We start from the raw sequence: 13586 nt of genomic DNA on the forward strand, positions 1-13586 counted from the left end.
CCAAATCGTTTCTTCTATAGGGGCTCTGTCCAAAGCTTCATTTTTCTTATATTACTATAGCTTTTGGGTAGTTCGCACACTTTATCAAACAAAGAGATAAACATAATGAATATACACATGAATACTTCTTGGTGGTGGTGCAGCTTGAACTAGGGTCAGCTGACGTATTCGTGTGCGTTTCATAAGGCCCAATTTCAGGGCCTTTTTTGTTGCTTTATTTTAACAAATTAAGTCCCTAACACTTAATTAAATAAAATGAAGTATAAAGGAATTTAAAATGAACTTGTCTGACTTAGGTCACTCTCCCGGTAAAGTGGAAACGATAGTTGTAGAAGCTCCCTACATATCCAATCCGCTAAGCGCTTATCGTGACTTAGCGCATACAAACTCAATACTCTTAGAATCTGCTGAGATTGATAGCAAAGATGATTTAAAGAGCTTACTTTTGATTGATGCCGCACTCAAGATTGTGTGTAACAAGAATCGTGTAACTGTTTACTGCCTAAGCAAAAACGCTAATGCCTTGCTTACATTTTTAGCTCAACATCTGAGTGAATACTTAAGCGAACAACAAACTGACAAACTCGAGTTCTTGTTTGAACAAGATAATGAAGGGCTTGACGAAGATGCTCGGCTCAAAAAAGCCAGTGTGTTTGATGTGCTGCGAACAATTCAATCAAAGATAGAGCCATTACGAGAACATCCACATGCTATTTTTTTAGGAGGTGTGTTTGCTTACGATTTACTGGCTACGTTTGAAAACCTTACACCGGTTAACGATAGTCTAAACACCTGTCCTGATTACGTATTTTATTTAGCAGAGTCGCTATTGCTTGTCGATCATAAATCACAAAGCGCACAATTAATCGGGAGTGTATTTAGCGGAAATGACGTTGCAAACTCTTATTTTACCCTTCATCAACGATTAGAGACAATAAAGCAGCAGCTCAGCAATGTTGACCAAAATCTAGACGTATTATTAGATTTACCTAACGATGTTAAAATTAGCGTAAATAAAAGTGACGAGGAATATTGTGAAGATGTTATCGCACTTAAAGAACATATTCTTGACGGCGATATTTTTCAGGTTGTCCCCTCTCGTATTTTCAGCTTACCCTGCCCTGAACCAATTAGTGCGTACCAACAATTAAAACTAACTAACCCATCACCCTATATGTTTTACATGCAAGATAGCGATTTTGTTATCTTTGGTGCCTCTCCTGAGTCTGCACTTAAGTATGAGGCACTTACCAATCAGGTTGAAGTTTATCCCATAGCGGGGACTCGTCCTCGAGGTAAGCGACAAGACGGAAGTCTTGATCTTGATTTAGACAGCCGTTATGAGCTTGACTTACAACAAGACGAAAAAGAGCGTTCAGAACATATTATGTTAGTCGATTTGGCGCGAAATGATGTGGCAAAAGTCTCACAACCTGGAACACGTTTTGTCAAAGACTTACTTAAAGTTGACCGTTATTCTCATGTAATGCATTTGGTATCAAAAGTGGTTGGTCAATTAAGGGATGATCTAGACGCATTGCATGCTTACCAAGCTTGCATGAACATGGGTACCTTAGTAGGTGCGCCCAAAATTAGTGCAGCAAATTTAATCAGGCAAACTGAAAAAGAACGTCGTGGAAGTTATGGTGGCGCGGTGGGTTACTTTAATGGCAATGGAGACTTTGACACTTGTATTGTCATTCGCTCAGCCTTTGTATCTAAACACACTGCCCACGTGCAAGCAGGTGCAGGCGTGGTTAATGATTCGGTACCAATATCTGAAGCAAATGAAACAAGTGCCAAAGCACAAGCCGTTATTGGTGCGATTAAACGCTCCTTGTCACTATCGCCTTCACAGGACAAATGAGTCTGTTATGAAAAATAATCAAACGTTAATAAATCACCATATTGTCCTGATTGATAATCAAGATTCGTTTACCTACAACTTAGTGGATGAATTGCGCGTATTAGGGATTACCTTACGCGTTTTTAGAAACACTGTTGCAGTAGATATCATCATGGATACATTAGCCAAATTTAACAAAATAGGTCCTACAATATTAATGTTATCGCTCAGGATATAGGTGCGCCAAAAGATGCTGGCAACATGCCAACAATCATAAAACAAGTAAAAGGACACTATCCTGTTTTAGGTATTTGTCTTGGACATCAAGCCATTGTCGAGAGCTATGAAGGAACAGTTGGCAGAGCGCAATCAGTTATGCACGGAAAATCGTCTTTGATGACACATCAATTTCCTGCTCTATTTAAGGACCTTCCCTCTCCTATGAGCATTGCGCGTTACCATTCTCTTGTTGCATTAGATGTACCAGAATGTTTGCAGGTTATCGCAGATATAGACGGACTAGCAATGGCGATAATTAACGAGGCTGATAGAATGCTCGGCTTTCAATTCCACCCTGAATCAATACTAACCGCTCAAGGAAGTCAATTGTTGTCCCAAGCCATGCAATATCTTACTAACACGTATAAGGAAGTATCATGAATAATTCACTTATCGAAAACTTAGAAACCTTATTCGCTCACAATAGTTTGGATGCGCAACAAAGCTATCATTTATTTGACGCCTGTTTACAGGGTAAGCTTAGCTCAGCACAAATTTCAGCCTTGTTAATTGCACTTAAAATGAAAGGTGAAAGTCATGAGGAAATTATTGGTGCCGCTAGTGCAATGCGCGACAACGCAATTGAATTTCCTACACCAAACTATCCTTTTTGCGATTTAGTAGGAACCGGCGGTGATGGCCATAATACTATCAATATCTCAAGTGCCGCTGCAGTAGTAGCTGCCAGTATGAACTGCAAAGTGGCTAAACATGGTAACCGAAGTGTATCCAGTAAATCAGGTTCATCTGATCTTTTTGCGGGATTAGGGCTTGACCTAAGCATGAGCCCACATACCGCTAGGCAGTGCTTAGACGAAGCTAATCTGTGTTTTTTAGCCGCCCCTCAATATCACAAAGGCATGAAGTATGTCATGCCAGTAAGAACCGAGCTTAAAACGCGCACACTCTTTAATGTCTTGGGGCCACTGGCAAATCCTGCGAAACCCTCACATGGTGTGTATGGTGTGTATACGCCCGAATTGCTAGATGTCTATGCTAATACTTTGCAAGCGTTGGGACATACTAGTGCTTTTGTAGTGCATGGCTCTGGGCTTGATGAAGTTGCATTGCATGGCCCTACCAAGGTTAAGTACTTGCACAATGACCAAATAGAAGACCTTGTTGTATCTCCCAGTGACTTTGGTATTCAAGCACAGAGTTTGGATAAAATTAAAGGTGATACTCCGCAATATAATGTTGATGCAATTATGCGTGTTTTTTCTGGCAAAGGAGAACAAGCCCATAACCATGCAATCGCCATTAATACTGCATCATTGTTGTTTGTTTGTCAGCCAGATAAATCACTTGCCAAGCATTTTGATGAGGTGATGGAAACCCTAGCATCAGGCAAAGCATTACTTACCATTAATAAAGCCGCGCAAATCAGCTAAGGCAGGAGAAAATAGTCATGGCTAATGTATTGGCAAAAATTGTCGCAGACAAACGAGACGAAATTGAATTAAAGAAAACAAGTTTTCCACTTGAAGCGTTTATCGAAGGATTGGTACCCAGTAGCAACTCGTTTTTTAATGCCCTAGCAGCACAAGGCACTAGTTACATTTTTGAGTGTAAAAAGGCCTCACCTTCTAAAGGCTTGATAAGAGAAAATTTTGATCTAGACGAGATAACAACAGCTTATGCAAAACAAGCGGCCTGTTTTTCTGTATTGACGGATGAAAAGTATTTTCAAGGTAAATTTGAGTACTTACAGTTTGTTGTTGATAAAGTGTCTCAACCGGTCTTGAACAAAGACTTTTTTATAGATCCTTATCAAATCTACTTAGCGAGATATTTAGGTGCTAATGCTGTTTTATTGATGCTCTCTGTGCTTGATGACGAGCAATATAGTCAGCTAAGCGAACTTGCACAGCGCTTAGGTATGGATGTACTTACCGAAGTTAGTAATACAGCAGAAACTCACAGAGCATTAAGCTTAAATGCGAATATCATTGGGATTAATAATCGTAACCTTCGCGACCTCTCAACTGATTTATCAATGACTGAAACTTTGGTACCTATTATCAAAGAGCATGAGCACTTTAGTGGTGTGATAATTTCTGAATCAGGGATTTACACTCACGCAGATATTCAAAGGTTAAGCCCCTTAGTAGATGGGTTTTTAGTGGGTAGCGCTTTGATGCAACAAAGCAATCTTGACCGAGCGGTATCAGACTTAGTGTACGGTAAAACGAAAGTATGCGGTGTCACTAGTGTTGAGCAAGCTCAATTGATTAAAGCGTTTAACCCTTCAATGATGGGGTTAATCTTTGCACCTAATTCGAAACGTTTTATTAGCCTTGAAACCGCCTTGGATGTGGTTAAGCAACAAGCACATGATTACGTCGGCGTATTTGTTAACCAACCTTTAGCCCTTGTCGTGGAATATGCTAATAAACTAGGCTTAGCCGCGGTGCAACTTCATGGCAAGGAGTCTCAAGAGTATATTACTCAACTACGCGAATCGCTTCCTAAGGCGTGTAAGATTATTAAAGTGCTGAGCATTGATATAAATAGCGTTGATGAACATGCGGCACAAAGTAAACAAATATCTAGGCAAGTAGAAAGGTTATCTCAAAACACCGATATATCAATGATTTTGTTGGATGCAAAACTTGGCGAACAATCAGGCGGTGTAGGTAGCCCGTTTAATTGGACTCTACTTAACAACATAGCAAATAAACAATCATTAGTACTTGCAGGCGGCATTAACTCACAAAATGTTATTCAAGCTAGTCATAGTGGTGCCCTTATGTTGGATATTAATTCGGGCGTTGAAACTAAACCTGGCGTAAAAAATGAATCATTACTACGCACATTATATGCAAACCTTAGAGCTTAAAAAACAGGGAACTCAATATGAATAAATTAGACACTAAATTTGGCGATTTCGGCGGCATGTATGTGCCTGAGCTCCTTATTCCTGCCCTTGATCAACTTGAGCAAGCATTTTTGGAAGCGAAAGAGGACCCTAGCTTTCAATCCGAGTTTATGAGTCTTTTAAAAGACTACGCAGGCAGGCCAACTTCAATGACGCTTGCTCGCAATATCGTCACTAACCCGAACGTAAAACTTTACTTAAAGCGAGAAGATCTTCTGCATGGCGGAGCACACAAAACCAATCAAGTGCTAGGTCAAGCCTTATTAACAAAGCGGATGGGCAAAACAGAAGTTATTGCAGAAACAGGTGCCGGTCAACATGGTGTGGCAACCGCATTAGCATGTGCTTTGCTTGGCTTAAAAGCACGTATTTATATGGGTGCAAAAGACGTCGAAAGGCAATCACCCAATGTATTTAGAATGCGCTTGATGGGTGCACAGGTGATTCCAGTTGATTCTGGTTCAGGCACGCTTAAAGATGCCGTCAATGAAGCGATGAGAGACTGGTCTGCTAATTATCAAAATGCGCATTACTTGCTAGGTACTGCAGCAGGCCCCCACCCTTTCCCAACGATTGTGCGTGAATATCATCGTATGATTGGCGAAGAAACGCGCGCACAAATCATGGAAAAAGAAGGACGACTGCCAGATGCAGTAGTAGCCTGCGTTGGTGGTGGCTCAAATGCCATTGGTATGTTTGCTGATTTTATTGACGAGCCCAGTGTTTCGCTCATTGGGGTTGAACCCGCTGGAAAAGGTGTTCATACAAAAGAGCATGGGGCTACCATTTGCACTGGGACTAAAGGCATTTTGCATGGCGCATTTACCTTTATTATGCAAGATGACGATGGCCAAATTGAAGAATCATATTCGGTTAGCGCAGGGCTAGATTATCCTGCTGTAGGTCCTCAACATGCATTTTTAGCTGAAACAGGCAGAGCACAATATTTTGCGGTGACCGACACCGAAGCACTAAACGCGTTTCAGCTCTTAGCAAAAAAAGAAGGTATCATACCCGCTTTAGAAACATCACACGCCCTAGCACATGCACTTAATATGGCTGACGAAGCAGAAGAAGAGACCATTATTGTTGTTAATCTATCTGGACGTGGCGATAAAGACCTTGAGCATGTAACTCAAATTTTAGGAGATAAATTATAATGGCGCTTACTCAAGATACTGGACGCTACCAGCAAATGTTCACTTCTTTAAGTGAGAAATCTCAAGGCGCCTTTGTTCCATTTGTGATGATTGGCGACCCTGATTTGCAAACCTCTTTAGCTATTATCAAAAGTCTGGTAGATGCTGGGGCTGATGCATTAGAGTTAGGAATACCTTATTCAGATCCAATTGCAGATGGGCCTACCATTCAAAAAGCTAGCATACGAGCACTTAATAATAAGGTAAGACCCACTGATTGCTTTGATGTAATTGCGCAAATAAGAAGTGACTATCCTGACATTCCTATTGGTTTATTGTTGTATAGCAATTTAGTGTTGGCAAAAGGTATCGACACGTTTTATCAACAAGCCAGTAAAGCAGGTGTAGATTCTATTCTTATAGCAGATGTGCCGCTTAGAGAAGCAGATAGTTTCATTAATATCGCTAATGAAAATGGTATTCAACAGATATTAATTGCTCCACCAAATGCGAGTGACGAAACACTTGCTCAAATAGGTGAAAAGTCTGCTGGCTATACGTACCTGTTGGGTCGTTCTGGTGTTACTGGTGCTGAAACGGCCGTTGAAATTCCAGCAGAAGCGTTAGTGGCAAAGCTACAAAAATATAAAGTAGCGCCTCCTTTAATTGGCTTTGGTATTTCTAGTCCAGCTCAGGTAAGCGCGGCTATTAAGGCTGGTGCCGCAGGCGCAATTTCAGGTTCGGCAACGGTTAATATCATTGCAAAGCATCTTGACGATCTAGAGCAAATGAAAGCGGCACTGAGCCAATTTGTCAAAGAAATGAAAGCCGCTACTGCACTTTAGCTCAAAGGGAGAAACCATGTATTACATGATATATGCACAGGATGTTGAGAACAGCTTAGAGGCTCGTCTTGCTGCTCGCCCCGCACACCTTGAACGATTACAACAATTAGATGAGCAAGGACGACTTCTCATTGCGGGGCCTAACCCAGCAATTGATAGCGAAGAACCCGGTAGCGCCGGATTTTCTGGCTCATTGGTTGTAGCTCAGTTTGACTCACTTCAAAGTGCGCAGGATTGGGCTGATGTAGACCCATATCGGCTAAAAGGAGTCTATAAAGAGGTCATAGTAAAGCCTTATAAAAAGGTGTTTCCCAAATAACAGGTAATAATAGGTATGTAGTCAATTAGTCTATTAGATTGATTTTTGTACAATTTCAGGTAAAGTTTTAAGCTCAACGAGTCGATAAAAGACGCTTATAAGGATTATTTGTTGAGTATTTTGTATACACTTTTACCCGTTTCTAAGCTCTGCTTTCCACCTTTATCTTGGGACATTGGCCTTAAGACAATAACAAGTGCCCCTTTGAACCATAACTTGTTATTGTCTACTCGCGCAAAGTTTGATTGTGACATCGGATGCCAGTTTAGTGAACTGGCTCAAAATGACTCGCTAAGCATTGTATTTATCAGCTTTATTGTTATCTGTGTGTTATGTCTAGGCTTAGCAATCAAGTGTTTATTGCTTGTTTTAAAGAGTAAAAGCTTATCGAATAAAAGTCGTGAGCAAGCTGAGATTATTGATAACAACGTCAGTGCACTGGATTCCGCACACGCTAAAATTAAAATGCTAGCCTTAACCGATTCATTAACAGGGCTGTATAATCGTCGGTATTTAGAACATACCCTTCCTCGCGACTTATTGTCATCGACTCGCGCTTATCATGACAAGAAACTACAAAAACCCGTTTCAAATGCTGATGTAATTTTATTTATAATCAATATTGATAACTTTAGGTACATCAATGATAAACATGGCATTGATGTTGGCGATCAAGCATTACAAGAATTTGCCCAGCACTTATTAAAAATGTTTCGAAAAACAGATTATTGTATTCGTTGGTCAGACAATGAGTTTATTGTGGTCGCTAGAAATTCAGACAGGCATCATGCAAAAGGTTTGGCGGCAAAAATTTGCAAAGATGTCAGCCAAAATAAATTCTTGGGCCCTAAAGCTTTGACAATAACGTGTTCAATCGGTTTTGTTGCTTTCCCACTGTCAGTAAGTGAATTTAAAAATGAAAAAACGGCGATTTTACATATAGTCAAACTGGCTACTCGCTTATTACATGCTGCACAAAATTCAGGCAGTGATTGTTATGTGGGCTTGATCACCAGCCCTGAAAACAATATTACTTTAAACAACCTATTAGACATTATTGAACGTTTTAGTGGACAACATCTCATATCATCGACATCGATCGTCAAATGGAAAAAATCTTGATACACTGCTGATGAAGTTGATTAACAAGGAAGTCATACATGCTACTTACTCCAATGCGCAAAATATGGATATTATTTTTTGCGGCGTGCGCCGCCACTATTGCTATAGCGCAAGAGCCACTGCAATATAACGCACCACTTGATGCTTTTAGCCAACTCCCCTCCTATCAAGATTTGCAATTATCAGCTTCAGGCAAAAAACTAGCCTATATTCAAAATAGAAAGGCTCCAACTAACCTTGCAGTGTTAAATGTAATTGATCTACATACTGGAGACATGCGGGCTTTACTCACATCAGATGGCAAGAAAATTAAAATCAATTGGTATGAATGGGCCAACGACAAAACACTTATTTTAAGCGTTGCATACGAATCTAGAGACAGAAGTGTGCTTTATTATCAAACCCGTATGTTTGCTGTTGATGTTGAAGCCAAAGAATTAATATTAGAACCTATGCTGCGTCAGAGTCATTCTGTTAATTACAATAGTGCTGATTATGTAAGTCAGTATCAAGACAGTGTCATTGACTTTTTACCCAACGACCCTGAGCATATTTTAGTTGAAGTTGACTTTGATGTGAGATTTCAGCCCAGTGTCTATCGAGTCAATCTAGAAACTCAGCGTAAAAAAAGAGTCGAAAAAGGCAAACTAGGTGTCCGGACTTGGATCACTGATCAACAGCATATTGTTAGGATTGGGCGAGCTTATAAATACGACACTGGCCGCGTGAGATATTTACACCGATTTTCTGAAGATGATGATTTAGAGGTCTTATTCGAATATATGGCTTTTCAAGATAAACCAATCTCGGTGCTAGGCTTTGGATTAGACCCTAATATTTTGTACTACACAAAATACAAAGGTGATAAAAAAGCACTATACAAAATGGATCTGGCTACGCAACAAAGCGAGCTTATGCTTTGGCATGAACAGTATGACGTAGGTTCCAAACTAATATATTCGCCCACGACTCAAGACGCTATAGGACTGTATGACCCTCACTCTAAATATGGTCGATATTATTTTGATGATAAAGACTACTTACTAATTCGGTCTTTAAATAAGGTATTTCCTGACGCGCATAACTTTATACAAAGCACTAGCCAAGACAGTATGCAATATATTCTGTATAGCGAATCAGATGCGACACCAGGGCAATTCTACTATGGCGATCGCAAAAACAAGACACTTGATCACGTTTTCAGTGCATACCCATCCTTAAACGATGTAGCATTGCCCGAACATAAAAAAATCACCTATACCACTCGAGACGGTTTAGAGCTTGAAGCGCTGTTGACGCTTCCTGCTTTTGGTAAAGCTCCCTTTGCAACTGTTGTCCATCCTCATGGCGGACCTAGCGCCAGAGATTTCTCAGGGTTTGATCCTTGGGTATCTTATATGTCAAACAAAGGATATGCCGTTATTCGACCAAACTTTAGGGGGTCGACAGGTTATGGCTTCGAATTTGCGCAAGCGCAAATGGGTCAATGGGGCCTAGAAATGCAAGATGATATAAGCGACGCTACCCAATATCTTGTTGATGAGGGAATAGCTCAAAAAGATAAAATTTGTATTTTTGGTGCCTCATATGGTGGTTATGCAGCGCTTATGGCGACGGTTAAAACACCTAATTTATATGCATGCGCTGTTAGTTTTGCCGGTGTAAGCGATTTATTTACGCTTGCGCGCAACCAGCAGCGGTTTTTAGGTGGCGACCTTGTTGCCGACAATCAACTCGGAGATGGTAAAAAAGATATGCGAAGCCGCTCACCCATTTCCTATGTTGAGAAAATAACCACGCCAATACTGTTAATGCATGGTGTAGAAGATCGAACGGTACCGGTAAAGCAATCTCGACGATTTAGCGAAGAATTAAAAGAGTATAATAAGTCTTTTCGTTATGTTGAGTTTGAATATGGCGATCATCATTTGTCAATTCCTGAAAACAGAGATAATTTTTTCAAAGAATTAGATACGTTTTTTGAACAACACCTATCATCCGACTAGTGTTACTGGCGATAAGACGAAACTTACTAAATAAAAAATCACTGAGTTTTATCGCCAAACGTATTATGCTAGTGAATACAAAACATAATAAGAGATAAGCATGAATTTTGCCGAGTTTGCTCAATCAAGAAAGAGTGTCAGAGGATTTACTGATCAGGCCGTATCAAAAGAATTGGTCGACAAAATTATTAACGCCGCGAAATGGGCACCGTCATCATACAATACACAAACCTGGAAAATACACGCAGTTAGTGGGGATGTTCTTAATAAAATTAGACAAGGCAATACTGAAAACACGCTAGCAGGTAAACCTCACGTAAGAGACTTCCCTTATAAAGAAGACTATGAAGGTATCCATAGACAAAGACAAATTGATGTTGCTGTACAACTATTTGAAGTCATGGGAATTACGCGAGAAGATAAAGAAAAACGTATGGATTGGATGATGCGCGGGTTCCGTCAATTTGATGCGCCAGTTTCTTTAGTGCTTACCTATGACAAAACACTCGAACCAGCAGGCATCACGCAATTTGGTTTAGGCTCTCTTGCTTATGGTATTGTGCTAGCAGCATGGGACTTAGGCTTGGGGTGCGTAATTAATGGTCAAGGTATCATGCAATCAGAAGTTGTGCATAAATACGCAAATATTCCCGATGATGAGGCAATTATGATTTGTATTGCCTTGGGTTATCCTGACGATTCATTTGCGGCTAACAGCGTTCGTTCGACGCGCGCCGATAATAAAGAGTTCGTAACATATCATGGGTTTGAGTAGGCAGTTATTGCCTACTTTGTCTGCTGATCAGGGTTAAGGATGCGCACTTCGCGTTGTGGGAATGGGATCTCTACACCATTGGCTTTTAAGGTCTCAAAGATAATCAACAGGAGATCTCCCCCTACGCGATTTTTACCATCGTCTATCCCCTCCATCCAAAACTCAACAAACATATTAACACCTGAGTCACCAAAACTATCTATTTCACAATCTGGTTGTTCTTCAAAAGGCAAATGTTCACCACTCATGACTTGAGGATGCTCACCTACCGCCTGTTTAATCAATTCGACCATTTCACGTATGTTAGTGGCATAGGACACACAAAAATCGACCCTGTAACGTTGCTTAGGATCTTTATGGGACCAATTTACTAGAAGATTCGAAATAAACGTTTCATTAGGGACCAAAATATCTTTACCGTCATATGTTTCTAGCACGGTATAACGCATTCTAAATTCGCGGACAAAGCCTGTTTGTCCAGTTTCAAGTTCAACGTAATCTCCGATAGTTAAAGACCGGTCAAGCAGAATGATAATGCCCGAGACAAAATTTGATGCAATAGACTGCAAACCTAACCCGATGCCAACGCCAAGTGCACCGCCAAAAACGGCAAGCGTTGTTAGGTTGACTCCCATCACATTTAACAACAGCAGCACAATGAAGCAAAAAAGTATTACTTCAAATAGCTTTGAGAAAATTTCTTTAGTTGGCACGTCTAAAGAGTGTTGCTTTTTGATTACTGCCTTGCCAAAAGAATTTGACTCTCGGCCTAACCAAAATAGGAAAACGCCAAAAATAAGTACTCTAAATATTCCATATGCTGAAATATCCACATTACCAAGTGAGATGGATATTCCTTCAAGGATCACAATTAAGCCTGGTAGTAAGCCGACAACATGCAAAAATAAAAGCGGTAGGCCAATCCAACGAAATAATCTAGCGGGTAATGGTTTTGATACAAATTCGCGAATAACAGAGCTAAAAAAGACTAATAAGGCCACAGCAAGAGTGCTTTGAATAAGCCAATGAGGAAACGCTAATGCAATGGCTATTTCGTCTACAACAGCGACAAGTATTAGTGCTAATAGTGAAGCTGCGACATTGGTAAATTTAATAACTAATATGCGAATTGGGTGGACTTTAGCATTTACCGAACCTGCAATAAACGCAAACCGCGAGCGCAGAACTTTTACTACCGCAAAGGAAAATAGATAAACACCGATAATCAAACCAATTTGAATGTAACTAGATGGCGATGATATTGCCTCGCTAGCGTAGGCTATCCATACATTCGTCCATTCTTGTAACTGTTGCGTAGTCAGCAAGCTAATCTCCTTCACTTGACAACAAGACCGCTAACCACCTTGTTTCTTCTCGGCTTTCAAGCGCAATTTTTACAACCATAGTAAGTGGAACTGACAATAACATCCCTACCGTTCCTAGTAGCCAACCCCAAAAAATTAATGATAAGAAAACAACCAAGGTCGACAAACCTAAACCTTTTCCCATAAAGCGAGGTTCAATCATATTTCCCATTACTGTATTGACCAAAATAAACCCTAAACCGGCTAGTCCAGCCTTTAAAAGACCAAATTCCACTAATGCCATTAGTACTGCTGGTATTGCCGCGATAATAGAGCCTATATTTGGAATGAAATTCAGCATAAATGACAAGACCGCCCACAGCATGAAGTGGTCAACGCCCAATACATATAGCCAAATTCCAATAAAAAGCCCGGTGGCTAAACTTACCATCATCTTGATCACTAAATATTGATTAACAGAGCTCAAAAAGCGGTCGATATGAGTCAATTCCATATCAGGGTCAGCCATTGCGACATGCATTCTTTTGGGCATCGATTCAGCTTCAAATAACATAAAGATAACGGTTAGCAATATCAAAAATACATTTGATAATACGGTACCCATGCCGGTAATAAAGTTAGTCGCCATTGTCATCGCGACAGCAGGATCTAAGTGCGATACCAATAAACTAGAATCAATATTGATATTTAACAAAGCAAGCTTTTCCACAATCCATGCAAACTCACTTGATAGTTGTTCTCGATAAATTGGCATATTTTGCCTAAACTCAGCAAGTGACTGTGTAATTAAGCCCGCTAACATAAATCCGATCACGACGATGAGCAGTATTACTAAGGTAATTGAAAGCCATCGCGGTATTTTGAAGCGACTTGACCAATTGATTAACGGACTTACCGCAATTGCAATAAACGCAGACAATAAAAATGGTACTAAAATCACGCTAGCGGCTTTTACACCCGCTAGCACTATGACCACGGATGCCATAATTAAAAAGGCTTTTAATACTGGCGAGTTAATTTCCATAAAATTTTCCGTCACTCAAATCTATAAT

At 40.3% G+C, this 13586-nt stretch carries 11 protein-coding genes and 1 pseudogene; 10 read left to right on the forward strand and 2 right to left on the reverse strand.

What is annotated here, in order from left to right:
• Nucleotides 1–277 precede the first annotated feature (277 nt).
• From ACZ1G6_RS09105 to ACZ1G6_RS09150, 10 genes and pseudogenes are all read left to right on the forward strand, one after another.
• Nucleotides 278–1867 (forward strand): anthranilate synthase component 1, encoded by a 1590-nt coding sequence (locus ACZ1G6_RS09105; RefSeq protein ID WP_472616027.1) that lies wholly within the window; start codon nucleotides 278–280, stop codon nucleotides 1865–1867.
• A 7-nt stretch (nucleotides 1868–1874) separates the two neighbouring features.
• Nucleotides 1875–2506: pseudogene (locus ACZ1G6_RS09110) on the forward strand (aminodeoxychorismate/anthranilate synthase component II).
• A complete protein-coding gene (trpD, locus tag ACZ1G6_RS09115; protein WP_472616028.1) occupies nucleotides 2503–3516 on the forward strand; it encodes an anthranilate phosphoribosyltransferase in 1014 nt (337 codons plus the stop codon). The pseudogene ACZ1G6_RS09110 and the gene trpD overlap by 4 nt, the downstream one beginning before the upstream one ends.
• A 17-nt stretch (nucleotides 3517–3533) precedes the next feature.
• A complete protein-coding gene (trpCF, locus tag ACZ1G6_RS09120; RefSeq protein ID WP_472616029.1) occupies nucleotides 3534–4964 on the forward strand; it encodes a bifunctional indole-3-glycerol-phosphate synthase TrpC/phosphoribosylanthranilate isomerase TrpF in 1431 nt (476 codons plus the stop codon).
• A gap of 17 nt (nucleotides 4965–4981) precedes the next feature.
• Entirely contained in the window at nucleotides 4982–6163 is a 1182-nt protein-coding gene (trpB, locus tag ACZ1G6_RS09125) for a tryptophan synthase subunit beta (RefSeq protein WP_472616030.1), read from the forward strand.
• Complete coding sequence (gene trpA / locus ACZ1G6_RS09130; protein WP_472616031.1) at nucleotides 6163–6987, forward strand: tryptophan synthase subunit alpha; 825 nt, start codon at nucleotides 6163–6165, stop codon at nucleotides 6985–6987. Before trpB ends, trpA begins: the two co-directional genes overlap by 1 nt.
• 16 nt (nucleotides 6988–7003) lie before the next feature.
• Entirely contained in the window at nucleotides 7004–7306 is a 303-nt protein-coding gene (locus tag ACZ1G6_RS09135; RefSeq protein WP_472616032.1) for a YciI family protein, read from the forward strand.
• Between the two features lie 111 nt (nucleotides 7307–7417).
• Entirely contained in the window at nucleotides 7418–8428 is a 1011-nt protein-coding gene (locus ACZ1G6_RS09140) for a GGDEF domain-containing protein (protein ID WP_472616033.1), read from the forward strand.
• 38 nt (nucleotides 8429–8466) lie between these two features.
• Nucleotides 8467–10434, forward strand: coding sequence for an alpha/beta hydrolase family protein (locus tag ACZ1G6_RS09145; RefSeq protein ID WP_472616034.1), 1968 nt, complete (start codon nucleotides 8467–8469; stop codon nucleotides 10432–10434).
• A gap of 100 nt (nucleotides 10435–10534) precedes the next feature.
• Entirely contained in the window at nucleotides 10535–11209 is a 675-nt protein-coding gene (locus ACZ1G6_RS09150; protein ID WP_472616035.1) for a nitroreductase, read from the forward strand.
• A gap of 11 nt (nucleotides 11210–11220) precedes the next feature.
• On the opposite strand, the gene ACZ1G6_RS09155 is transcribed toward ACZ1G6_RS09150, so the two are convergent.
• A complete protein-coding gene (locus tag ACZ1G6_RS09155; protein ID WP_472618962.1) occupies nucleotides 11221–12531 on the reverse strand; it encodes a mechanosensitive ion channel family protein in 1311 nt (436 codons plus the stop codon).
• 4 nt (nucleotides 12532–12535) lie between these two features.
• Entirely contained in the window at nucleotides 12536–13558 is a 1023-nt protein-coding gene (locus ACZ1G6_RS09160) for an AI-2E family transporter (protein ID WP_472616036.1), read from the reverse strand.
• Between the last annotated feature and the right edge of the window lie 28 nt (nucleotides 13559–13586).

The organism is Glaciecola sp. HA4-3 (genome assembly GCF_055693685.1).